The organism is Roseovarius ramblicola, from assembly GCF_042430665.1.
In the GTDB taxonomy this organism is placed as follows: domain Bacteria; phylum Pseudomonadota; class Alphaproteobacteria; order Rhodobacterales; family Rhodobacteraceae; genus Roseovarius; species Roseovarius ramblicola.
Map to the genome: position 1 here is coordinate 142,120 of NZ_JBHMEC010000026.1, position 23,314 is coordinate 165,433.

Sequence of the window (23,314 nt, forward strand, 5' to 3'; positions counted from 1 at the left end):
CGAAGATGACAACCGCCCCGCTGTCAACAGGGAGAACGACGGCGGGGCGGGCGCGTGGGTCTCAGATGGCCAGGTATTCGCTGCGCAACTCTTCGTTTTCAAGCACTTCGGCGGCGGTGCCGTCGAACACGATCCCGCCGGTGTCGAGGATCACGGCGCGGTCCGCGAGTTCCAGCGCGCGCACCGCGTTCTGTTCGACGATGACGGTGGTGATGCCCTGCTCCTTGATGATGCGCAGGGTTTTCTCGATCTCGTCAACGATCACCGGGGCAAGGCCCTCGTAGGGCTCATCCAGCAGCAGCACCTTGATGTCGCGCGCCAGCGCACGGGCCACGGCGAGCATCTGCTGTTCGCCGCCCGAGAGCGTCGTGCCCTCCTGCTTGCGGCGCTCGCGCAGGCGCGGGAACAGCTCGTAGAGGCGCTCGATGGACCAGCCGACCGGCGGGGCGATCTGCGCGAGTTGCAGGTTTTCCTCGACGGTGAGGCCGGAGATGATGCAGCGATCCTCGGGCACGAGGCCGATGCCCGCCGCCGACGCCTCGTGGCTCCTCATGCTGTGGAGCGGTTGATGGTCGAGCCAGATTTCGCCGTGCCGCAACTCGGGGCTGTCCATGCGGGCGATGGAGCGCAGGGTGGTGGTCTTGCCCGCGCCGTTGCGGCCCAGAAGAGCCAGGATCTCGCCCTCGTGGACGTTGAAGCTGATGTTCTGGACGATGTAGCTCTCGCCGTAATAGCTCTCCATGTTCCACACGGAGAGAAAGGCGGGGGCGGTTTCGGCGTGGCTCACGCCCTTTGAAAAGTCCGGCTTGACGTTCATGGTGCGCGCTCCTCGTCAGGCGCTCTCGCCAAGATACGCTTCGCGCACCTTGGGATGGCCCTTGATGTTTTCGGGGGTGTCCTCGACCAGCGGGCTGCCCTGCGCCAGCACGGTGATCCGCTCGGCGAGGGAGAACACGACATGCATGTCGTGCTCGATGATCGCGATGGTGATGTCGCGCTCGTCCTTGATCTGTTTCAGCAGGTCGATGGTGTTGTTGGTGTCGGCGCGCGCCATGCCCGCCGTCGGCTCGTCGAGCAGAAGCAGCCTGGGCTCCTGCGCGAGGCACATGCCGATTTCCAGCCGCCGCTTGTTGCCGCGCGACATCGACGCCGAGTGCGCGTGGCGCTGTTCGGCGAGGCCGAGATGCTCCAGCATCGTTTCGGCCTGATCGACGATCTCGGCCTCGTTGACCGAGTTCTCGTAGGCGTGCATGCGGAACACCCCGTCGCGCCGCGCGAAGATCGGGATCATCATGTTTTCCAGCACGCTGAGATCGCCGAAGATTTCCGGCGTCTGGAACACCCGGGAAATGCCCATCTGGTTGATCTCGTAGGGCTTGCGCCCCAGCACCGACTGGCCCTGGAACATGACCGAGCCGGTATCCGGGATCAGCTTGCCGATCAGGACGTTGAGCAGGGTGGACTTGCCCGCGCCGTTGGGGCCGATGATGGCGTGGCAACTGTTCTCGGCGACGCTGAGATTGACGTCACCGAGCGCCTGCAACCCGCCGAAGCGCTTGTTGACGTTCTTGACTTCGAGAATGCCCATGTCGTGCGCTCCTTATTCGGCGGGGGTGGATTGAGAGGCCTTTTCGGCCTCGCGGGTCTTCTTGCTGCGGAACAGGCGCGCGATACGCTGCCCGCCCTCGACGAGACCGCCCGGCAGGAAGATCACCACCAGCACGAAGATCATGCCCAGCGTCAGGTGCCAGCCCTTGCCCACGAACGGGTGGATGAGGGCGACAACCGCATCCTCCATCCCGTCGGGCAGGAAGGCGAACCACTGGTGCAGGACATTGTCGTTGATCTTGGAGACGATGTTTTCCATGTACTTGATGAGACCCGCGCCCAGCACCGGCCCGATCAGCGTGCCCGCTCCGCCGAGAATCGTCATCAGCACCACCTCGCCGGAGGCCGTCCAGAACATGCGCTCTGCCCCCGCGAGCGGGTCCATGGCCGCCAGCAGGCCGCCTGCGAGCCCGGCATACATGCCCGAGATCACGAACGCCGCGAGCGCGTAGGGTTTGGCGTTGAGGCCGGTATAGGTCATGCGGGTGTTGTTGGACTTGATCGCCCGCAGCATCATCCCGAAGGGCGAGCGGAACAGCCGGATCGCGAAGTAGAAGGCGACCAGCATGATGAGGGCGCACAGGTAATACCCGACGTTGAAGGTAAACGACCACCCGCCCAGCTCCAGCTCGTAACTGGCGCGGACCGACAGGCCGAAGATATGCGGCATGTCGGGCAGCCCCTCGCGATGGAACATCTGCAGGTCATTGCTGTAGACCTGCAGGCCCGTCTCGCCATTGGTGAGGTTGAACTTGGGGTTCGACAGCACCGAATAGGCCAGGGCAAAGGACATCTGCGCAAAGGCCAGCGTCAGGATCGCAAAGTAGATCCCCGACCGGCGCAGCGAGATGTAGCCGATCAGCACCGAAAAGATCGCCGCGATGATCACCGCAAAGGCGATGGCCGGCACCACGTTGTAGGTGAACAGCTTGAACATCCAGACCGCGGCGTAGGAGCCCACGCCGAGAAAGGCCGCGTGCCCGAAGCTGAGATAGCCGGTGAGGCCGAAGAGGATGTTGAAGCCGATCGCGAAGATGCCGTAGATCGCGAATCGCTGGAGCAGGTCAGGGTAGCCCGCGTTGAACTGTGCCATGCCGCTGCCTTCGGGGAACGGGTTGAGCAGGAACGGTGCCAGCAGCGTGATCGCGATGACGACGAGGAAGAGAAGCGCGTCTTTCTTGTACAGTCCAAACATGGGGTCACTCCTCCATCACGCCTTTGCGTCCCATCAGACCGCGCGGGCGGGTCAGCAGGACGACGATGGCGACAAGGTATATGATAACCTGGTTGATGCCGGGGATGGTGGTGGTGGCCCAGGTTGTCGAGGCAAAGCTTTCGAGGATGCCCAGCAGGAACCCGGCGAGCACGGCGCCGGGCAGGCTGCCCATGCCGCCGACGACGACCACCACGAAGCTGAGCACGAGGAAATCCATGCCCATGTGATAGTTGGGCGGGTTGATCGGGGTGTACATCACCCCCGCCAGCCCGGCCACCCCCGCGGCGATGCCGAACATGATGGTGAACCGGCGGTCGATATTGATGCCAAGAAGCTGCACCGTCTCGCGATCGGCCATGCCGGCGCGCACCACCATGCCGAAGGTGGTGAATTGCAGGAAGGCGAACACCGCGCCGATGATCACCGCCGCGAAGGCGAAATAGACCATGCGCCAGAGTGGGTAGACGATCTCGTTGACCTCGAAGCCGATCATCACGCCCAGGTCGATACTGCCCGACAGCGCATCGGGGGCCGGGGTGGGGATCGGGTTGGCACCGAAGAAATACTTGATGATTTCCTGAAGCACGATGGCCAGACCGAAGGTCACCAGGATCTGATCGGCGTGGGGGCGCTTGTAGAAATGCTTGATCAGGCCGCGCTCCATCGCGAAGCCGACAGCGACCATGACGGGGATTGCGAACAGGATCGACAGCGGCACCGACCATTCGATGATCCCGCCGCCGATCTCGGGGCCGAACCAGTCCATGATATAGGGCTTCTCGACCTTCAGCGGGTTGCCGAGGAAATCGGTCTGGCTCTCGTCTATGACCGTGTGGCTGAGCGACAGGAACTTTTGCAACGTGACCGCGCAGAACGCGCCGATCATGAAGAGCGCACCATGCGCGAAGTTGACCACGCCGAGCGTGCCGAAGATCAGGGTCAGGCCCAGCGCGATCAGCGCGTAGGCAGACCCCTTGTCGAGCCCGTTGAGGATTTGCAGAAGAATGACGTCCATCGGTCCCACCTATGGGTTGAAAGCGCGCCGCAGATCGCTGTCGGGCTGCGGCGCGGGTCCGGTCGCGCGCGGTTGCGCGACCGGAGGTCTTTTTCGAGAAGGTTCAGGCGCCCGGGTTGCACTCGCCCAGGGATGCGTCCTTGCCGCCGAACATCGGGTGATCCGGTGCGTACATCACCTGATCGGTCGGCGTGACCTCGACGATTTCCAGCGTGTCGTACTGGTTGGTCGGGTTCTGTGCGCCCCGCACGACGAGCACGTCCTTGAAGCACTGGTGATCGTCGGCGCGATACAGCGTCGGGCCGTTGCCCAGGCCGTCGAACTCGAAGCCTTCGAGGGCCTCGCCGACGCCGCAGGGGTTGAACGTGCCGGCACGCTGGCAGGCATCGGCATAGAGCAGCACCTGCGCGTAGCAGGTCTGTGCCGAGTTCGACGGCGGCTTGCCGTACTTCTCGCCGAAGGACTTGACGAACGCCTTGGAGCCCTCGTTGTCGAGCTGCCAGTTATAGTTCATCGAGCCCAGCACGCCCTTGATGTTCTCGCCGGCACCGGCGGCCATCAGTTCGGAATAGAGCGGCACGACGATCTTGAAGTCCTTGCCGTTGGCCATCTTGTCGAGCAGGCCGAACTGCACCGCGTTGGTCAGCGAGTTGACCATGTTACCGCCGTAGTGGTTGAGCACCAGCACGTCGGCACCCGAGTTCAGGACCGGCGCGATGTAGGACGAGAAATCGGTCGCCGCGAGCGGCGTCTTGACCGCGTTCACGGTCTCCCAGCCCATCGCCTCGGTCGCCGCCTTGATCGATTCCTCCTGGGTCCAGCCCCAGGTGTAGTCGGCGGTCAGGTGGTAGGCGCGGCGATCCTCGCCGAACTCCTTGGCCAGCACCGGCGCAAGAGCGGCGGCCGACATGTAGGCGTTGAAGAAGTGGCGGAAGCCGTTTGCCTTGCGGTCCTTGCCGGTGGTGTCGTTGGAGTGCGTCAGGCCGGCCATGAAGATGACGCCCGCATCCTGGCACAGGCCCTGAACCGCGACGGCGACGCCCGAGGACGAGCCGCCGTTGATCATGATGGCGCCGTCCTTTTCGATCATCGACTTGGCGCTGGCGCGGGCGGCGTCGGACTTGGTCTGCGTGTCGCCGGTGACGAAGTCGACCTTCTTGCCGAGGATGCCGTTGCCCTTGAGGGCCTTGGACGTGAACGTGTTGAGGCAGCCGCCGTCGCCCTCGCCGTTGAGGTGCTCGACCGCGAGCCGCTGCGCGAGAAGCTCGTCATTGCCCTCGTCGGCATAGGGTCCGGTCTGCGGCACGTTGAAGCCGAGCGTGACCGTGCTGCCCGTGGGTTCGTTGGTGTAGGCTGCGGCGCTCGACGCGGTGAAGATCGTCGGCAGTGCGACACCGGCGCCCGCGATGGCACTGGTCTTGAGCACACCGCGACGGGTGAAGTTCGATTTGGACATGGAATCCTCCCATTATGATCCTTGTGGGGCATGCTCCTCCGCATGGCCCCGGGCGCAGGGCAAACCTGCACGCCTCGATTATGGGGGGTCGGCAGAAAATTTCGCAACAAGCGCCTTTATGGAAACATTTATTTTGTAAAAAAATCGACATCCTCGTCCATCATGTTGTAAAGAAGTTATCACGCAGGTGCAGCAAGTCCAGCGCGAAGCGGGGAAAAAGCCCATGTCCGAACGGTTCATGATCGGCACACGCATCCGTGAGAGGCGGGTGCTCGCCGGGATACGGCAGACCGACCTGGCCAAGCGGGTGGGAATCTCGCCCTCCTACCTCAATCTGATCGAGCATAACCGCCGCAGAATCGGCGGCAAGACGTTGTTGCGGCTGGCGGACGCGCTCGATGTCGAGCCGTCGCTGCTGAGCGAGGGCGCGGCGGCGACGCTGGTGTCGGGGCTGCGCGAGGCGGCAGGGGCGGCGGACGATGCCGCGCCCGAGCGCGACCGCGCCGAGGAATTCGCCGAGCGCTTTCCCGGCTGGGCGGGGCTGGTCACCGGGCTCTACCGCCGCAACCAGGAGATGGAGCGCACCATCGAGACGCTGACCGACCGGCTGGCGCACGACCCGTTCCTCGCGGATTCGCTGCACGAGGTGATCTCGGCGGTGACCGCGATCCGCTCGACCTCGTCGATTCTGGTGGACACCGAGGAGCTGGAGCCCGAGTGGACCGCGCGCTTTCACCGCAACATCAACGAGGACAGCGCCCGCCTGACCGAGGGCGCGCAGGCGCTGGTCAAGTATCTGGAGGGCGCGCCCAACCGCGATGCCGAGGTTCAGTCGCCGCAGGACGAGATGCACGCGGTGCTGGCGGCGCGCGGCTTTCACTTCGCCGAACTGGAGCGCGAGGTGGCGGGGCCGCAGGCGGTGGCGCGGCTGGTGCGCGACGAGGCCGGGCGCGGGCTGTCGGGGCCGGCCCAGACGCTGCTGGGCGCGGTGCTGACCCGCTACCTTGAGGACGCGCGCGCCCTGCCGATGGCCACCTTTCTCGCGCGCCTGCGCACGCTGGGCCCGAACCCCGCAGGCCTGGCCGAGGCCACCGGCGCGGGGCTGGCGCAGGTGTTCCGGCGGCTGGCGGCGATGCCCGGGTCCGAGGCCGGGCCGGTCGGGCTGGTGATCTGCGATGCCTCCGGCACGCTGATCTTCCGCAAGCCGATCGAGGGATTCGCGATGCCGCGGCTGGCGGGGGCCTGCGCGCTCTGGCCGCTCTACCGGGCGCTGGCGCAGCCGCTGGCACCGCTGCGCCGCCGCGTGCGGCAGGCCGGGCGCGGCGGCGAGGTGGTCGAGGCGCTGGCGGTGGCCGGCCCGGAGGGGCCGGTCGGGTTCGACCGGCCCGTGCCGGTGCGCGCGCATATGCTGCTCCTGCCCGATCCGGGCGGGGCGGCGGGCGCGCCGGAGGAGATCGGCGTGAGCTGCCGCATTTGCCCGCTGGCCGACTGCGCAGCCCGGCGCGAGCCGTCGATCCTGGCAGAGGGCTTCTGACAGAGGGCTTTTGACAGTGCGGGCGAATTTGGGAATAGTTGCGCGGTGGCGGCATGTGCCGTCTCATCGGAGGGGAGGCCGATGGCATGGGAAAGACGGTCCTGCTGATCGAGGACGAACCGAACATCATCGAGGCGGTGAGCTTCATCCTGTCGCGCGACGGCTGGGATGTGAAAACCCATGCCAACGGCCATGACGCGATGGACGCGGTGCGGCGGCGCGCGCCGGATCTCATCATTCTCGACGTGATGCTGCCGGGCAAGAGCGGCTACGACATCCTGTCGGAGATCCGCGCCGATGCCGATTTCGCCACCGTGCCGGTGCTGATGCTGACCGCCCGCGGCCAGACCCGCGACCGCGAGATGGCCGAGCGCGCCGGCGCCAGCCGCTACATGACCAAGCCGTTCTCCAACGCCGACGTTCTCGACGCGGTGCGCGCGCTGGCGGGGACATGAGCCCCGAGCGCGTTTCGGTCTTTCTCGCACGGCGCAGCTATCGCCGCCGCCGGATGGCCGATGCCGCGCGCCTGCTGCCGCTGGCGGGCGGAGTCCTGCTCTGCGTGCCGCTGCTGTGGCAGGGGGCCGGTGGCGGTGCCCGCACGGTGGCGGCGCTGATCTACGTGTTCGGTCTCTGGGCGGCGCTGGTCGTGGTCTCGGCGCTGGTGTCGCGGCACCTGCGGGGCAACGAGGACGAGGCCGGCAGGGCGGATGACGGCGGCACGAAGGGAGACGGCGGGGGGATGGAATGACCGTTCTCAACATCCTCGTGCTGGTCTGTCTGCTCTACGTGGTGCTGCTCTTCGGGGTGGCGTTCGGTGCCGATCGCGCCGCGCGGCAGGGGCGGGTGCGGTGGCTGCGCTCGCCCGTCGTCTACACGCTGTCGCTGTCGATCTACTGCACCGCCTGGACATTCTACGGCGCGGTGGGGTTTGCCGCGCGCTCCGGGCTGGAATTTGTCACCATCTACCTCGGTCCGACGCTGGTGATGATCGGCTGGTGGTGGACGCTGCGCCGCCTGGTGCGGGTGGGGCGCAGCCAGCGCATCACCTCGATCGCCGACCTGATCTCGTCGCGCTACGGCAAGTCCAACCTGCTGGCGGTGCTGGTCACCGTGCTCGCGGTGATCGGCACCACGCCCTATATCGCGCTGCAACTGCAATCGGTGACGCTGTCGTTTTCGGCCTTCGCCGCCTTTGCCGAACCGGGCGCGCCCGCCGCGCCGCTGGCGGACATGCAATCCACCGCGCTGTGGGTGGCGGCGGGGCTGGCGGTGTTCACCATCCTCTTTGGCACCCGTAACCTCGACGCCAACGAGCGCCATCACGGCGTGGTCATGGCGATCGCGATGGAGGCGGTGGTCAAGCTCTGCGCGCTGCTGGCGGTGGGGGTGTTCGTGGTCTGGGGGCTGGCGGGGGGCGTCGGTGCCATGCTCGACCGGATCGAGGCGTCCGAGATATCGCGCTTCGATGTCTCCGCCGGGCGCTGGGTGGGGCTGACCATGCTGTCGGCGATGGCGTTCCTGTGCCTGCCGCGGATGTTCCAGGTGATGGTGGTCGAGAACGAGGACGAGGACCACCTGCGCACCGCCGCCTGGGCGTTCCCCGGCTACCTGATGCTGATGAGCCTGTTCGTCGTGCCGATCGCGGTGATCGGGCTCGACGTGATGCCCGCAGGCACCAACCCGGACCTCTTCGTGCTGACGGTGCCGCTGATGGAGGGGCGCGACGGGCTGGCGATCCTGTCATTTCTCGGCGGCTTTTCCAGCGCCACCTCGATGGTGATCGTGGCCGCGATCGCGCTGTCGACGATGGTGTCCAACCATGTCGTCATGCCGATCTGGCTGCACTATTCGGGCGGCGCGGCGATGGTGTCGGGCGACGTGCGCAACGTCGCGCTGACGGCGCGGCGGATCAGCATCATCGGCGTGCTGTTCCTCGGCTATATCTATTTCCGCATTTCCGGCGGCGGCACGGCGCTGGCGGCGATGGGGCTGATCGCCTTCGTCGGCGTGGCACAGTTCCTGCCCGCATTGATGGGCGGCCTGTTCTGGCGCGGGGCGACGCGCACGGGCGCGCTCGCCGGGCTGTGCGCGGGGGCGGCGGTCTGGCTCTACTGCCTGTTTTTGCCGAGCTTCGGCCCGGCGGTGTTCATGTCCGAGGCGCTGCACGCGGCGGGGCCGTGGGGCATCGGCTGGCTGCGGCCCTACGCGCTCTTCGGGGCCGAGGGGATGGACCCGGTCCTGCACGCGCTGATGTGGTCGCTGCTGCTGAATTCGGGCGCGTTCCTGCTCGGTTCGCTGCTGAGCTTTCCGCAGCCGCTGGAACGGTTGCAGGGGGCGCAATTCGTCAACGTCTTTGACCATTCCGGCACCCCGGGGGGCTGGTCGGGCGGCATGGCCCAAAGCGAGGATCTGCTGATCATGGCGCAGCGCATCATGGGCGCGCGCGAGGCGCAGGCGCTGTTTTCGGCGGCCGCCGGGCGGCAGGGGGTGGCGGGCTATCTGCCCGAGCCGAGCCCCGATTTCCTGCAGGAGCTTGAACGTGTCCTCGCCGGATCGGTGGGGGCGGCGACGGCGCACGCGATGATCGCGCAGATCGTCGGCGGGGCGGCGGTCTCGGTGCGCGACCTGATGGCGGTGGCCGACGAGACCGCGCAGATCATGGAATATTCCAGCCAGTTGGAGGCCAAGAGCCAGGAACTGGCGCGCACCGCCCGGCAATTGCGGCAGGCCAACGAGAAGCTCACCCAGATATCGGTGCAGAAGGACGGCTTCCTGTCGCAGATCAGCCACGAGCTGCGCACGCCGATGACCTCGATCCGGGCGTTCTCCGAAATCCTGCGCGACACCGACGATCTCAGCGCCGGGGACAAGCACAAATACGCCGCCATCATCCATGACGAGACCGTGCGGCTCACCCGGCTGCTCGACGATCTGCTCGACCTCAGCGTGCTGGAGAACGGGCAAGTCGATCTCAACGTGCAGTCCGGCACGCTGGAAGCGCTGATCGACCGGGCGGTGCGCGCCGCGGGCGGCGAAAGCGAGCATTTCACCGTGCGCCGCGACCGCGAGGCCGAACAGGTCGGTCTCAGCACCGATCTCGACCGGTTGGCGCAGGTGTTCATCAACCTGGTCAGCAACGCCCGCAAGTATTGCGATGCCGACCCGGCGGTGCTGTCGATCCGCCCGGCGGTGAGCGGCGATCATCTGGTGGTGGATTTCACCGACAATGGCGGCGGCATCCCGACCGAGATGCAGGCGGTGATCTTCGAGAAATTCTCGCGCATCGGCGAGACCAAGGCCGGGGGGGCGGGGCTGGGTCTTGCCATCTGCCGCGAGATCATGGCGCGGCTGGGGGGCAGCGTATCCTACCTGCCGGGGCAGACGGGGGCGGCGTTCCGGGTGAGCCTGCCGCTGCCGGGGCGGATGGCGGCGCAATAGCCCCGCGCGGCGGTTAGCGGAATCGTAACCCGCCGTCCCTAGGGTCGGTGCCGGACACAGAAGGTGGACGGCCCAGCGCAGATGGCACAGCAGCGACAGGCCTCGGTCATACGGCGCAAGACCCGCGCGGCGCGCGAGGGCGCGGATCCGCGGGTGATGTCGCCGGTGCGCGCGCTGCGGCTGGCGCTGGCGCGCGCCGCCGACACGCTCTACGACCTGCCGCTCGTCGTCGCCACGGTGGAACAGCGCCGGGTCGAGGCGGGCGAGGTCGAGGCCGCGCTCGGCACCGACGGGCTCTTTGTGCTGCTCGACGGGGCGGCGGGGGCGCGCGCCGCGATGCGGCTGTGCCCCGGGCTTGTCTCGGCGTTGGTCGAGGTGCAGACCACCGGGCGCGTGCGGCCCGGCGAGGTGCGCCCGCGCGCCCCCACGCGCACCGACGCGGCGATGGTCGCGCCGCTGGTCGACGCGCTGCTCTCGGGGTTCGACGACGGCATGTGCGACGGCAGTGCGGATCATGCGCGGCGCGGTTTCCATTTCGGCGACCGGGTGGAGGATGCGCGCGCATTGTCGCTGCTCATGGTGGTGCCGGAGTTCGATGTCTTCCGGCTGACGGCGGATCTCGGACCGGGGCTGCGCGCCGCGCGGCTCGACCTGCTGCTGCCGCCCGCGCCGGCGCCGCCCGCGCGCGGCGCGGGCGCGCCGCCGCCGGGGGGCACGCACCGGGGCACGCACCGGGGCACGGAGGCGCGCGGCCCCGAGGATCTGGCCACGGTGGCGCTGGCCGCGCCGGTGGCGCTCGACGCGGTGGTGGCCCGCATCCGGCTGCCGCTCAGCGATGCCATGGCGCTTGAGGTCGGTCAGCGGCTGGCGATCGCGAAGGACAGCCTGGGCCGGGTGCGGCTGCTGGGCGCGGGCGGCCATGTGGCGGCGGAGGGACGGCTTGGCCGGCGTGGGGCGTGGCGCGCCCTGCGCCTGTCGGGGGCGGATGCGCAGGACGGCGATGGCCCGGCCCGGCCCGGCACGCCGCCGGGGGCGGGCGGGGTCTCCGGCGGGGCGCGGAAACCACCGCCGGGCGCGCCCGCACAACCGGCGGCCCGACCGGTGGCAGGGCCCGAGACACAGGGGCCGGAGACACAGGGGCGCGAGACGCAGGGGCCCGAGACACAGGGGCCGGAGCGGCCACAGCGGTCGGAGACAGGAGCGCCCCCGGCGCGGGCACCGCAGACGGCGATGCCGGAGGCCGGGCAGGCCGGGCAGGGCGGGGCGGCGGACCCCGCGCACGGCAGCGATCGCAATGGTGCGGCCCCCGTCCCGACCACCGGTTGACCTGCATCAAGGCATATGCTCGCCCCTGCCGCTATGCTCCTGACCGGATGAACACGGTGAAAGACGGGAGGACCCCATGCTCGATACCACCACGTACCGCGATGCGCTGATGCGGCGCCTGCGCCAGCTCGACACAAGGCTGCACGCCATCGAGACCGAGCTTGACGCGCCGCGCGCGCGCGACTGGGAGGAGGCCGCCACCGAACGCGAGGGCGACGAGGTGCTCGAACAACTGGGCCAGGGCGGCGAGGCCGAGATCGCGCGCATTCGCGCCGCGCTCGACCGGCTCCGCAACGGCACCTACGGCACCTGCACGGGCTGCGGCGAGCAGATTTCCGCCGAGCGGCTCGACGTGCTGCCGGAAACGCCGCTTTGCCGACGCTGCGCGGCGGAGATGGCGTGATCCGTTCACAATTCCGTCGCGCGGGCAGGGTACATGTTCACCGCGCGTGGAAAACACGCTAAGGTTGTTGTGCCTGTGGGAGGAAACCAATGACTCATCTCGATGCTGAACTCGACCGTCTCCAGACGCTGATCGGCGCGACCGGTGCCGACGCCCGCTATCGCCACGAGCCGCAATTGCGCCGCGTGATCGCGCGGTTGCGCGACGAGGGCCATGCCGTGCCCGATCGTATCAAGGCGCTGCACACCACCCTGCTGAGCGAGGCGATCGAGGCCGAATTCGACAATATGCCTGTCTGACATAATGTCTGACATAATGCCTGTCTGAATACCTGTTCTGAATACCTGTCGGCTCCGGTGCTCTTGTCGGAGAGCACCTTGGACGCGGCATGATGTTCGTGGCCCCGCGCAGCGGTGCCGCGCGCCTCAGGCCGCGTTGCGGGGCACGTCAAACGGTGCCGCGACCGGCCGCGACGGGCCGTCCGGGGACGGGAACACGCAGCCCTCTTGCGCACAGCCTTTTGACACCGGCGCGTGCCCGGGAAATGACGGCCCCGTGGCCCCGCGCCCCCCCGGAGCGGCGCCACCGGGCCGGGATCACGCCCGGCGGCGGCGGCTGCGGCTGCCCGCGCGTCCGCCCGAGCGGACCTCGTCTCCGGGCTTCGGCGGGGCCTTGTTGAACTTGATCCAGTTGCTGCCATGCGGGTCGTTGTTGGTCAGGAAATTGGCGGCCATGATCGCCTCCATCTCCTTGCCCGCGCGTGGCTTGGTCGAGCCGAGACCGAAAAGCTGGCAGAAGGTCTCATCGTCCATGTCCTCGGGGATCATCAGACCGGCGGCGATGACCTCGGCCTTTTTCGCCTCGATCTCGGCCTGTTTCACCGGCAGCGAGATCGGGTTCATGATGGCGCTGGTCATGCCCGCGCCCATGGCCATCGGCAGGAAGGCGTTGTTGATGCCATGGCGGTTGGGCAGCCCGAAGGAGATATTGGAGGCCCCGCAGGTGGTGTTGACACCCAGCTCCTCGCGCAGGCGCCGCACCAGGGTAAAGACCTGCTGTCCGGCGGTCGCCATGGCGCCGATCGGCATCACCAATGGGTCGACCACGATGTCATGCGCGGGGATGCCGAAATCGGCGGCACGCTCGACGATCTTCTTCGCCACGGCAAAGCGGACGTCGGGATCTTCGGAGATACCCGTGTCGTCGTTGGAGATGGCCACCACCGGCACGTTGTATTTCTTGACCAGCGGCAGCACGTATTCCAGCCGCTCCTCTTCGCCCGTCACCGAATTGAGCAGCGGGCGGCCATGCGCGGCCTGAAGCCCGGCTTCGAGGGCTGCAGGCACCGAACTATCGATGCACAGCGGCAGATCCACCAGCCCCTGCACCAGCTCGACGATGGCCGTCATCAGCGGCGGCTCGGTCTCGTTGGGGTTGGGGTTGGAGTTGTAGACCACGCCCGCGTTGATATCGAGTACGGTGGCCCCGGCGGCGGCCTGCGCCACTGCATCGGATTCCACGGTGGAATAATCGCCCGCCTCAAGCTCGGCGGCGAGCTTCTTGCGGCCGGTGGGGTTGATGCGTTCGCCAATGACGCAGAACGGCTCGTCAAAGCCGATCACGGCGGTCTTCGTCTTGCTCTCGACGATGGTGCGGGTCATGTCTTATCCTTGTTTCGCAGCCGGGGTGCCCGAGGCACCGCCGTTGTCGATCGCCCATTGGGCATTTGTCTTGATCCCGCCCAGCGGGAAGAAATGTACGCGCTCGATCAGGAAATCGGGATTGGCGGCCTTGTGGGCGGCCAGCGCGGCGAGAACCTCTGTCGGCTCGTAGGGCAGCAGAAGCTTGGACACATCCATCGCGCGTTTCTGGAGCACTTTCAAGGACGGACCAACGCCGCAGGCGATCGCGAACTTGATCAGCGTCTGCAACTTCGCGGGCCCGGCAATGCCGATATGGATGGGCATGGTGATGCCCGCCTCCTGCAGCGCGTCGGCCCACTTGATGATCGGCTTCGAATCGAAGGCGAACTGCGTGGCGATGGCCATCTGCGCGTCCGTCGTCTCGGAGAATTTCTGCTTCCAGCGCAGCGCGTCATCCACGTTCCTGCGGCTGCCGTCGGGGTCGATGTCGCGGTTGCCCTCGGGGTGGCCCGCGACGTGCAGCCGCTTGAACCCGGCGCGGCCGAAGGCGTCCGTTTCCAGCAATTGCATGGAGGAATGGAAGTCGCCATGCGGTTTTTCCACGCCCCCGGCGAGCAGCAGCGCCTGATCGACGCCCGCCTCGCCCTGATAGCGGGCGATCCAGTCTTCCAGCGTCGCGCGGTCCTTGATAATGCGAGCCGGGAAATGCGGCATCACCGGATAGCCCTCGCGCGCCACCCGGCGGGCGGTGGCGACCATGTCCTCGATGGGGGTACCCTCGATATGGGCGATGTAGACGCGCGTGCCCGCGGGCAGCAGCTCGCGGAAATCCTCGACCTTCTCGGCGGTGCGCGGCATCACCTCCATCGAGTAGCCCTCGAGAAACGCCTCGACCTGACGGTTCAGGGGGGGCTTGGCAGCGGACGCAGCCTCACGCCTGCGGAAATTCAAAAGAGCCATCGCGGCCTCCCATAGCGAACCGGGGCGCATTCACGCCCAGCCATCATTGCCGATGAGCGCCTTCAGGCGCCCGGTGTCGTAGAGGGTATCGAGCCGATCGGCCTCGCGTTGCGCGACCTCGCCGGGCTCGCCCTCCACCGGGTAGGGATCGCCCTTGCGCCACTGCGCGAGATAGTCGTCGGTTTCCGCCGCGCCGGTCTTCATCGCCGCGCGGTCGATGGCCTGCTCGAACCGCTCGGGCAACTGCACCTTGCTGCCGCGGCGGCCCTTGCCGACGATGACCTGCGCGGGAATGTCGCGCCAGTAAACGATAGTGACATCAACCATGACCGTTTCCACCGATTCCACCGAATCCCTTGTCCCTCGGCTCTTCTAATTCACGCGGGCACCGCGACAGGGCCGGATTTCGACGTAACGGCGACGCACAGCGACGCAGCCAGCGTAGTTGCACCGCGCGCGCCCCGCCACCGCTGCGGACCGGAATAATTCTCAAGATGATGTTGGCGTGGGGCGCCCGGCGCACAGACGAAAACGGGCGGCGCCCCCGGCACCGCCCGCATTGTCCGCGTCGCCCTCGCGTGCGGGCGTGGCTCAGGCTTCGGCTTCCTCGGTGGCCTCGACCTCGGCCTCGGCCTCGTCCGCCTCGTCGTCATCGTCCTGGCTGCGCAGGGCGGAGGGCGCCGAGATGTTGCAGATCACGAAATCGCGGTCGATGGTGGGCTTTGCCCCCGCGGGCAGGTCGACCATCGAGATGGTCAGCGTGTCGCCGATATTCTCCATCTTGGTCAGGTCGACGGTGATCTTCTCGGGGATGTCGCCGGCCGTCACCATGAGTTCGACCTCCGGGCGCACGATGGTCAGCACGCCGCCCTTGCGCAGCGCCGCGCACTCTTCCTCGCCCTCGAAATCGACATGGATGAACAGGTTGATCTTGGTGGTGCGGCGCAGGCGCATCAGATCGACATGCGTCGGCAGGTCCTTGACCACGTCGCGCTGCACGTCGCGGCAGATCACGCGCACGTCCTCGTGGCCATCGACCTTGAGGTTGAACAGCGTCGACTTGAACCGGCCCTTGCGCAGCCGCCGGATCAGCTCGTTATAGGGCATCTGGATGGGCAGCGGGTCCACGTCGCCGCCGAATACGATCCCCGGAACCATGTGCGCGCGGCGCACGGCACGAGCGGCGCCCTTGCCTGTCCCCGTGCGTTCCTGGGCGTGAAGATCAGGAATTTCTCCAGCCATGTTGTCTCTCCTTGGCATAAGGGCGGGGTGCCTCCAAGGCTGTCACCCCGCGTGAAGCCGCGCTGATAGACCACCAAACGGCGCTTGAAAAGGCCCAAAACGACGCGCGCGCGGCTTCTTCCTGGCAAAAATACTCATGCGCCGCGCCGCGCCGACCCCGCGCCCTACGCCCAGTCGCCCGCGAAATCGCGCGGGATCATCAGCACGTCGCGGTCGAGATCGTGCACGTCGCGCCGCCCGCAAAGCCCCATCGATGCGTCAAGCTCGGCCCGGATTATCTCCAGCGCGCGGGTCACGCCCGCCTCGCCCATCGCGCCGAGCCCGTAGGTAAAGGCGCGCCCGATATAGGCGGCCCGCGCGCCCAGGCTCAGCGCCTTGAGCACATCCTGCCCCGAGCGGACGCCGCTGTCGAGATGCACCTCGATGCGGTCGCCCACCGCGTCCATGATCGCGGGCAGGGCGCGGATCGCCGACAACGCCCCGTCAAGCTGCCGCCCGCCATGGTTCGACACGATGATGGCGTCGGCACCGACATTCAGGGCCTCGGCTGCATCGCGCGGATCCATGATCCCCTTGATGATGAGCGGGCCGTCCCACATGCGGCGGAACTGCCGGATCCGGTCCCAGTCGAGCGCCTGATCGAATGCCTCCGCGGTCCACGCCGAGAGCGACGAGGGGTCGGTCACGCCCTTGGCATGGCCCACGATATTGCCGAACGAGCGCCGCTTCGTGCCCAGCATCCCGAGGCCCCAGCGCACCTTGGTCATCATGTCGGCGATGGAGCGCGCGGTGAGCTTGGGCGGGGCCGAGAGGCCGTTCTTGAGGTCCTTGTGGCGCTGCCCGAGCATTTGCAGATCGACGGTGATCATCGCCGCCGAGCAGTTCGCCGCCTTGGCCCGGTCGAACAGGCGCTGCATGAAATCGTCGTCCTTGAGGGTGTAGACCTGGAACCAGAACGGCTTTTCGGTGTTCTCGGCCACGTCCTCGATGGAACAGATCGACATGGTCGAGAGCGTGAAGGGCACGCCGAATTTCTCGGCCGCGCGCGCCGCCTTGATCTCGCCGTCGGCGCATTGCATGCCCGTCAGCCCCACCGGCGCGAGCCCCACCGGCATCGAGACATCCTGCCCGATCATGGTGGAGGCAAGGTTGCGCCCGGTCATGTCGATCGCCACCCGCTGCTTCAGCAACAGCCTGGAGAAATCCGACGTGTTCTCGCGAAAGGTCTGCTCGGTCCAGCTCCCGGATTCCGCGTAGTCGTAGAACATCTTCGGCACGCGGCGGCGGTAGAGGGGTTTGAAATCGTCGATATTGGTGATGACGGGCATGGGCGGCACTCCGAAAATTGGTAAACAGGCTTTACCAACCCCGCCGCGCGCGCGCAATCATCGGCGATGTCGCAGGGGAGAGGGGCGTTCTGGCCTGTGCCTGCCATTCACCTCCCGCCCCGCGCGGAGTCAAGGCGTGCTTGCCCGCCGCCGCGCATCGTCATGCCAGAGGCATACCTTCGGCATGATGCCGCCCCCAATGACCCCACCAGACCACATCACGCCCGGTGCGCGCCCTCCGCCAGCCCGCGCACGAACGCGAGCACCTCGGCCACGGGCCGCCCCCTGGCCATCTCGCCCACGATGGCCGAGCCGACGACGCAGCCATCGGCCACGCCGGCGATGGTCTGCGCGGTTTCGGGGCTGCGGATGCCGAAGCCCACGATCACCGGCAGGTCGGTCTGCGCCTTGATCCGCGCCACCTCGGGGCCCACATCGCCCGCCTCCGCCGCCGCCGCGCCGGTGATGCCGGTGATCGAGACGTAATAGACGAAGCCGGAGGTGTTCTGAAGCACCTTGGGCAGGCGTTTGTCATCGGTGGTGGGGGTCGCCAGCCGGATGAAGTTGAGCCCCGCGTTCGAGGCCGGAATGCACAGTTCGTCATCCTCCTCGGGGGGCAGGTCCACCACGATCAGCCCGTCGATTCCGGCCGCCGTCGCATCGCGCAAGAAACGCTCCACCCCGCGATTGTAGATCGGGTTGTAATAGCCCATCAGCACGATCGGCGTCACATCATCCCCCTCGCGGAACGCGCGCGCCATCGCCAGCGTCTTTTCCAGCGTCATGCCGCCCGCCAGCGCCCGCTGCCCGGCCAGTTGGATGGTCGGGCCGTCGGCCATCGGGTCGGTGAAGGGCACGCCCAGCTCGATGATGTCCACGCCCGCGCCGGGCAGCCCCTTCATCACCTCGAGTGAGGTGTCGGCATCCGGGTCGCCCGCCATGATGTAGGACACGAACGCCTTGCGCCCGGCGGCGCGAAGCTCTGCGAATCTGGCGTCGATACGGGTCATGGAGGTGGCCTCTCAACTGTCACGTTCGCGCGGGTTTGGCGCAATCGGCGGGGAAAATCAATGCCCGGCTTGACGCCGCCCCGCCCGGCCCCGTAGATGCCCCGACCTATGCACCGAAGGGGGCCGCAGATGGGCTTCAAGATGGGAATCGTGGGAATGCCCAACGTGGGCAAGTCCACGCTGTTCAACGCGCTCACGCGCACCGCCGCCGCGCAGGCGGCGAATTTTCCGTTCTGCACGATCGAGCCCAACGTGGGCGAGGTCGCGGTGCCCGATCCCCGGCTCGACAAGCTGGCCGGGATCGCCGGGTCGAAACAGACCATCCCCACCCGCATGACCTTCGTCGATATCGCGGGCCTCGTGAAGGGCGCGAGCCGGGGCGAGGGGCTCGGCAACCAGTTCCTCGCCAATATCCGCGAGGTCGATGCCATCGCCCACGTCCTGCGCTGCTTCGAGGATGGCGACGTCACACATGTCGATGGCCGCGTCGATCCGGTGGCCGATGCCGAGGTGATCGAGACCGAGCTCATGCTCGCCGATCTCGACAGCATCGAGAAGCGCCGCGCCGGGCTGGTGCGCAAATTGAAGGGCGGCGACAAGGAGGCGGTGCAGGCCGACCGCCTGCTGAGCCTGGCCCAGACCGCGCTGGAAGAGGGGCGCCCCGCCCGCACCGTCGAGGTCGATGACGACGACGCCAAGGCGTGGCGCATGCTGCAACTCCTGACCGCCAAGCCGGTGCTTTACGTCTGCAACGTCGATGAGGGCAGCGCCGCGCAGGGCAACGCCCACTCGCAGGCCGTGGCCGCGATGGCCGAGGCGCAGGGCGCGGGATCGGTGGTGATCTCGGCGCAGATCGAAGAGGAGATCGCCCAGCTTTCCCCCGAGGAGGCGGAGATGTTCCTCTCCGAGATGGGGCTCGAAGAGGCCGGTCTCGACCGGCTCATCAAGGCGGGTTACACGCTGCTGCACCTTCAGACCTACTTCACCGTCGGCCCCAAGGAGGCGCGCGCCTGGACCATCCCCGAGGGCACCCCCGCGCCCCGGGCGGCGGGCGTGATCCATGGCGATTTCGAGAAGGGCTTCATCCGCGCCGAAACCATCGCCTACGACGATTTCATCGCCTGCGGCGGCGAGACCCCGGCGAAAGAGGCCGGCAAGATGCGCGCCGAGGGCAAGGGCTACATCGTCCGCGACGGCGACGTGCTGCACTTTCTGTTCAATACCTGAGGGGGCGGGCGGAGCCGAACGGCCCCTGCCCATAGCCCCGGTGCCTTGCACGGTTTGACAGGCCACGCTTTGCCCGCCAAAGTTGCATGACCGTCTGTGAAAGGCTGCGCGGTCATGGTCTGTCTCTTTCGAACCTTCTCATTGGCCTGTGCGGTTGCATTGACAGCCGTCCCGGGCGGCGCGGAGCCTGACGGGACATCCATTCCGTATTGTGGCGAGAACGGGACGCAGGTGCCCGCCGCCTCGGATGTGACAGCCGCCGCGGCCGATCATGGCACCGTGCGCCTCGACCGCGCCGACGGCATCGACCCGTTTCGCTGGCTGGCGCATGGCGTGTTTCAGGACCGGGCCCGCGACCAGTTGGACAATGGCTATGTCATCTCGCTGGAGAAACTGCCCGCGCATGTCCGGCTCTCGGGTCAGCAGCATCAAACCCCGATCCTGCGCCGCTATGCCGAGGTGCCGGGCGGCCCGCCCGCGCATGTCGCCGCGAAACGCGACCGGTGGCTCAAGCGGATGTTCGACGATCCCAAGCTTCAGGTTGCGACCCATGTCACACGCTATGACGACGGGACGGCCTGCGGGCTGATGAATCCCTATCACGACGCCGGCAACCCGATGCCTTTGTGCAAGCCCGGCGGCACCGTGCCGGACAAAACCACATTCAGGGCCGGGATAGACGGGTTGTTCCAGACCTTCCTGCCGGACCTGACGGCGCGGCTGCGCGATGGCGACTACACCCACATCGTCTTCGCCTCGATGGGTTGGAACAACGATCAGCGCGTCTCGATCTGCCGTTATCGCCGGATCATGGACCAGACGGCGCGGGCAATGCCGGGCGACAGCTTTCGCCCGCTGGTGGTCGGCATGACGTGGTCGTCCTCATGGTGGCCTGCAAGCTCGTCCCGGTTCGTAAAGGCGCTCGGGCATATCGGCAGCGTTTTCAACAAGGCCACCGACAGCGACGAGGCGGGCGTGCTGCATGGCAACGTCATCCTCAACCGGCTGATTCCCCATGCCAACCGTGCGGGGCTTCCGGTCGTGGTGCTGGGGCACTCCTTCGGGGCGCGGCTGTCGGGGCGCGCGCTTTTCTCGCGCGACCTGCTGCGCCTCGGGCCCGAGGGTCCGCCCGCCGACCTCGCGGTGTTCCTGCAACCGGCGCACAGCGTCTTTCGCTACGGGGGTGACACGTTCGGCGCACGCGGCAACGAGGGCCACCCGTTCGACAGCTTCCGCACCATGCCGGAGACGCGGGTCGTGGTGACCACCTCGCCCGAGGACACGGCCAACCCGCTCGCAATCTGGTCGCCCTACATGGGCAGTGATCAGGGCTGGCGGGTGGCGGGCAGGCGGGTGTTTCACGACCTGATCCACCGGGTTCCGGACTCCGGGGTGCCGTCGGTCGACGAGATGGCCGAGTGGCCTCCGGGCAAGGTCACCCTCGTCAAGGCGGGCTTCGTCGGAGGGCATGGCGATATCCTCAATCCAGAGGTGGCCCAATTCCTGGCCCGCCTCATCACCGCCCATGCCAGCCGCTGATTCCGGGGCACCGTCACGGTGCCCCCCGTGAACCGTGCGGTTCGCGCGCTGAACCTGCAGGTTCGCCTCGCGCTTCGCCGCATCCCGCGGCGCGTCCATCCCGGCGAGGTCGGTCTGCCCGGGGCGGGATCCGTCCTTCGAGAGCGGCGCCTCGATGCAGGCGGAGCGGCGGCGGCCCTGCACAGCCCTAGCCCGTCGCCACCGCGCGGTCCCGCGTCTCGCGCGGGAACGGCACCAGCCGCCCCTGGTCCTCGTCCCACAGCTTGAGCGTGAAGCTGCGCAGCGCCTCGGGCCAGCGGATCGGCGCGTGGCTTTGCAGGTGTCGCGGCAGGTCACGCTGGCAGCGGCGCAGGTTGTAGGACGGGATCGCCGGATTGTAGTGGTGCAGGTCGTGATAGGCGATGTTGCCGGTGCCGAGATCCCACCACCAGCCCAGGTCGAGCGAACTTGACCCCACCAGTGTGGCGCGGCGGAAATCGAGATCGGGCTTGCGGTCCCAGTAGGTGTCCTCGAAATTGTGCTGAAGATAGACGAGGAATACGCCGATCATCCCCCCGAGCATCGAGGCGGCGAACCACACCGCGAGGCCGGTCAGGCCCAGCCCCGCCCAGATCGCCAGCACCAGCCCGGCGATCATCAGATTGTGCACGACCACCCCGGCTGCGCCCACGTCGGCGGTGTTGCGCGGCCAGCGATAGGCGATGAAATAGGTGAGAAACGCGCCCGCCGGCAGCATCAGCGCCGGGTTGCGGTAGAGCCGGTAGCGTGCCCGCGTCCAGCGGTCGGCCCGCTGCCATTCGCGCAGCGTCATGGTGTGGATCTCGGTGGTCTCGCGGTGATCGAGATTGCCCAGATAGGCGTGGTGCATGTTGTGATTGTATTGCATCACCCGGTAGGGCGTGAACGAGAATACCGACAGCAGGTAGCCCGCCCGGTCGTTGAGCCACTTGGTGGCAAACAGCGAATGGTGCCCGCAATCGTGCTGCAACACATAGAGCCGCACCGAGGCGAAGGCCAGCAGCACGACCGCGGCAGCCGCCACGAGCCACATCTCCGCGCTCCACGCCCAGGCCCCGGCCACCAGCGCCAGGCCATAAACGGCCAGCGTCCCCGAGAGCGACAGCGCTCCGCGCGCACCGCTCTTTTTCGTGTAGGGCTTGAGAAAGGCGCGCATCTCGGCGGTCAGGTCGGTCGCGGTCATGGTCCCCTCCGTTCGCGGCGACACTAGCGAAATTGTATTCGTCCAAAAATTGAATTTCCTGTGACAAAACGCAAGACGCGGGTCGGTCAGGCGGCCTCGGTCGCGATCCCGCGGATGCGCCCGATCATCGCGCGCACGCCGTTGGAGCGCTGCGCCGAGAGATGCGCGTCGAGGCCAAGCCGCGCCAGTTCGGCCTGCGCGTCGACGCGCGTCACCTCACCCACCGGCAGCCCGTTGTAGAGCGCGCGCAGCACCGCGATCAGGCCACGCACGATCATCGCGTCGCTGTCGCCGTCGAAGCGAAAGCGCCCCGCTTCGATCTGCGGATGCAGCCAGACCTGGCTGGCGCAGCCATCGACCTTGGTCGCGGGCACCTTGAGCGCGTCGTCGAGCGGATCCATGCGCCGCCCGTAGTCGATGACATAGCGATAGCGGTCTTCCCAGTCTTCCAGGAAATCGAAGTCGCTCACGATCTCTTCGAATGCCTCGGTGGCCATGCGCCCCTCCTGCGTTTCCCTTCAGAGGTAGGCGCGCGCGGGGTCGAGGTCCAGCCCCCGCTTGCACCTTTTCAAGCCCGCCGCGATAGGGTAGGCGTAGGCCGGTTCTCAACGGGAGTATCGGGCATGAAACGGCGGGTTTTCCTTGGTTTGGCGGCGGCCGGCGTGCTGGCGGGCTGCGGTGGATTTCGCGAGTCGCGGATCAACCCGCGCAACTGGTTCGGGCGCAGCCGCTCGCGCCGCCGCGAGGCGGCGGCGGCCGCCGACCCGGATGTAAACCCGCTCATCCCCGAGCAGGAAGAGGGCGGGCTGATCGACGCGATCCGCAGAAGCAACCGGGAGGCACCGTATACCGGTACCCTCGTGGCCGAGATCAGCGCGCTCGATGTCGAGCAGGCCACCGGCGGGGCGATCATCCGGGTGCGCGGGCTGACCGCACCGCAGGGCGTGCATGACGTGCGCCTTGTCCCCGACGACTCCGATGGCGAGCCGGTGGGCGGCGTGCTTGGATACGAGCTGCGTGCGGTGCACGGGCCCGTGACCGCCGCGACGGCCCCCCGTCCGCGCGAGGTGCAGGCGGCGGTCTTCGTCTCCGACAAGACGTTGCAGAGCGTGCGCGAAATCCGCGTGCGGGGGCTGCAGAACGAGCGCGTGAGCCGCCGCTAGAGCGC

23 protein-coding genes are annotated in these 23,314 nt (G+C 67.4%); 10 read left to right on the forward strand and 13 right to left on the reverse strand.

Going from position 1 to position 23,314, the window contains the following annotated elements; translation table 11 throughout:
* Positions 1 to 61 precede the first annotated feature (61 nt).
* The 5 genes from ACFFU4_RS15530 to ACFFU4_RS15550 all read right to left on the reverse strand — a co-directional run bounded on the left by ACFFU4_RS15530 (position 62) and on the right by ACFFU4_RS15550 (position 5,295).
* Positions 62 to 817 (reverse strand): ABC transporter ATP-binding protein, encoded by a 756-nt coding sequence (locus ACFFU4_RS15530; protein WP_377070731.1) that lies wholly within the window; start codon positions 815 to 817, stop codon positions 62 to 64.
* Between the two features lie 15 nt (positions 818 to 832).
* Positions 833 to 1,588: an ABC transporter ATP-binding protein gene (locus ACFFU4_RS15535; RefSeq protein ID WP_377070732.1), complete on the reverse strand. Its 756-nt coding sequence runs from the start codon at positions 1,586 to 1,588 to the stop codon at positions 833 to 835.
* 12 nt (positions 1,589 to 1,600) lie between these two features.
* The gene (locus tag ACFFU4_RS15540; protein WP_377070733.1) at positions 1,601 to 2,803 is read right to left on the reverse strand and encodes a branched-chain amino acid ABC transporter permease; all 1,203 of its coding nucleotides are present in this window, start codon (positions 2,801 to 2,803) and stop codon (positions 1,601 to 1,603) included.
* Between the two features lie 4 nt (positions 2,804 to 2,807).
* Positions 2,808 to 3,839, reverse strand: a complete 1,032-nt coding sequence (locus tag ACFFU4_RS15545; protein ID WP_377070734.1) for a branched-chain amino acid ABC transporter permease — start codon at positions 3,837 to 3,839, stop codon at positions 2,808 to 2,810.
* A 103-nt stretch (positions 3,840 to 3,942) separates the two neighbouring features.
* Positions 3,943 to 5,295, reverse strand: coding sequence for a substrate-binding protein (locus ACFFU4_RS15550; protein ID WP_377070735.1), 1,353 nt, complete (start codon positions 5,293 to 5,295; stop codon positions 3,943 to 3,945).
* Positions 5,296 to 5,518: 223 nt separating this feature from the next.
* Here ACFFU4_RS15550 and ACFFU4_RS15555 point away from each other — a divergent pair, with 223 nt between their 5' ends.
* The 7 genes from ACFFU4_RS15555 (at position 5,519) to ACFFU4_RS15585 (ending at position 12,295) form a co-directional block, all read left to right on the forward strand.
* Positions 5,519 to 6,829: a helix-turn-helix domain-containing protein gene (locus ACFFU4_RS15555; protein ID WP_377070736.1), complete on the forward strand. Its 1,311-nt coding sequence runs from the start codon at positions 5,519 to 5,521 to the stop codon at positions 6,827 to 6,829.
* Positions 6,830 to 6,915: 86 nt separating this feature from the next.
* Positions 6,916 to 7,284 (forward strand): response regulator transcription factor, encoded by a 369-nt coding sequence (locus tag ACFFU4_RS15560; RefSeq protein WP_377070737.1) that lies wholly within the window; start codon positions 6,916 to 6,918, stop codon positions 7,282 to 7,284.
* On the forward strand, positions 7,281 to 7,577 hold the full coding sequence (locus tag ACFFU4_RS15565; RefSeq protein ID WP_377070738.1) for a hypothetical protein: 297 nt from the start codon (positions 7,281 to 7,283) through the stop codon (positions 7,575 to 7,577). The genes ACFFU4_RS15560 and ACFFU4_RS15565 overlap by 4 nt, the downstream gene beginning before the upstream one ends.
* Entirely contained in the window at positions 7,574 to 10,267 is a 2,694-nt protein-coding gene (locus tag ACFFU4_RS15570) for an ATP-binding protein (protein WP_377070739.1), read from the forward strand. Before ACFFU4_RS15565 ends, ACFFU4_RS15570 begins: the two co-directional genes overlap by 4 nt.
* Positions 10,268 to 10,348: 81 nt before the next feature.
* Positions 10,349 to 11,593, forward strand: a complete 1,245-nt coding sequence (locus ACFFU4_RS15575) for a FliM/FliN family flagellar motor switch protein (protein ID WP_377070740.1) — start codon at positions 10,349 to 10,351, stop codon at positions 11,591 to 11,593.
* Between the two features lie 76 nt (positions 11,594 to 11,669).
* A complete protein-coding gene (locus ACFFU4_RS15580; RefSeq protein ID WP_377070741.1) occupies positions 11,670 to 11,996 on the forward strand; it encodes a TraR/DksA family transcriptional regulator in 327 nt (108 codons plus the stop codon).
* Positions 11,997 to 12,085: 89 nt separating this feature from the next.
* The gene (locus tag ACFFU4_RS15585) at positions 12,086 to 12,295 is read left to right on the forward strand and encodes a hypothetical protein (protein ID WP_377070742.1); all 210 of its coding nucleotides are present in this window, start codon (positions 12,086 to 12,088) and stop codon (positions 12,293 to 12,295) included.
* Positions 12,296 to 12,592: 297 nt separating this feature from the next.
* On the opposite strand, the gene ACFFU4_RS15590 is transcribed toward ACFFU4_RS15585, so the two are convergent.
* From ACFFU4_RS15590 to trpA, 6 genes are all read right to left on the reverse strand, one after another.
* Entirely contained in the window at positions 12,593 to 13,657 is a 1,065-nt protein-coding gene (locus ACFFU4_RS15590) for a methyltetrahydrofolate cobalamin methyltransferase (protein WP_377070743.1), read from the reverse strand.
* Positions 13,658 to 13,660: 3 nt separating this feature from the next.
* The gene (locus ACFFU4_RS15595) at positions 13,661 to 14,599 is read right to left on the reverse strand and encodes a methylenetetrahydrofolate reductase (protein WP_377070744.1); all 939 of its coding nucleotides are present in this window, start codon (positions 14,597 to 14,599) and stop codon (positions 13,661 to 13,663) included.
* 30 nt (positions 14,600 to 14,629) lie between these two features.
* Positions 14,630 to 14,926, reverse strand: a complete 297-nt coding sequence (locus ACFFU4_RS15600) for a virulence factor (protein WP_377070745.1) — start codon at positions 14,924 to 14,926, stop codon at positions 14,630 to 14,632.
* Between the two features lie 264 nt (positions 14,927 to 15,190).
* On the reverse strand, positions 15,191 to 15,841 hold the full coding sequence (locus ACFFU4_RS15605; protein ID WP_377070746.1) for a 50S ribosomal protein L25/general stress protein Ctc: 651 nt from the start codon (positions 15,839 to 15,841) through the stop codon (positions 15,191 to 15,193).
* A 164-nt stretch (positions 15,842 to 16,005) separates the two neighbouring features.
* Positions 16,006 to 17,169, reverse strand: coding sequence for an alpha-hydroxy acid oxidase (locus tag ACFFU4_RS15610; protein WP_377070747.1), 1,164 nt, complete (start codon positions 17,167 to 17,169; stop codon positions 16,006 to 16,008).
* Between the two features lie 218 nt (positions 17,170 to 17,387).
* Positions 17,388 to 18,179, reverse strand: coding sequence for a tryptophan synthase subunit alpha (trpA, locus tag ACFFU4_RS15615; protein WP_377070748.1), 792 nt, complete (start codon positions 18,177 to 18,179; stop codon positions 17,388 to 17,390).
* A 129-nt stretch (positions 18,180 to 18,308) separates the two neighbouring features.
* On the opposite strand from trpA, the gene ychF reads away from it, so the two are divergent.
* Together ychF and ACFFU4_RS15625 are read left to right on the forward strand one after the other, a co-directional pair.
* Positions 18,309 to 19,406 (forward strand): redox-regulated ATPase YchF, encoded by a 1,098-nt coding sequence (ychF, locus tag ACFFU4_RS15620; RefSeq protein ID WP_377070749.1) that lies wholly within the window; start codon positions 18,309 to 18,311, stop codon positions 19,404 to 19,406.
* Between the two features lie 159 nt (positions 19,407 to 19,565).
* Positions 19,566 to 20,945, forward strand: coding sequence for a hypothetical protein (locus ACFFU4_RS15625; RefSeq protein WP_377070750.1), 1,380 nt, complete (start codon positions 19,566 to 19,568; stop codon positions 20,943 to 20,945).
* Positions 20,946 to 21,132: 187 nt separating this feature from the next.
* On the opposite strand, the gene ACFFU4_RS15630 is transcribed toward ACFFU4_RS15625, so the two are convergent.
* Positions 21,133 to 22,146: a fatty acid desaturase gene (locus ACFFU4_RS15630; RefSeq protein ID WP_377070751.1), complete on the reverse strand. Its 1,014-nt coding sequence runs from the start codon at positions 22,144 to 22,146 to the stop codon at positions 21,133 to 21,135.
* Between the two features lie 86 nt (positions 22,147 to 22,232).
* Entirely contained in the window at positions 22,233 to 22,643 is a 411-nt protein-coding gene (locus ACFFU4_RS15635) for a SufE family protein (protein ID WP_377070753.1), read from the reverse strand.
* 126 nt (positions 22,644 to 22,769) lie between these two features.
* On the opposite strand from ACFFU4_RS15635, the gene ACFFU4_RS15640 reads away from it, so the two are divergent.
* A complete protein-coding gene (locus tag ACFFU4_RS15640; protein ID WP_377070755.1) occupies positions 22,770 to 23,309 on the forward strand; it encodes a hypothetical protein in 540 nt (179 codons plus the stop codon).
* Positions 23,310 to 23,314: the final 5 nt, after the last annotated feature.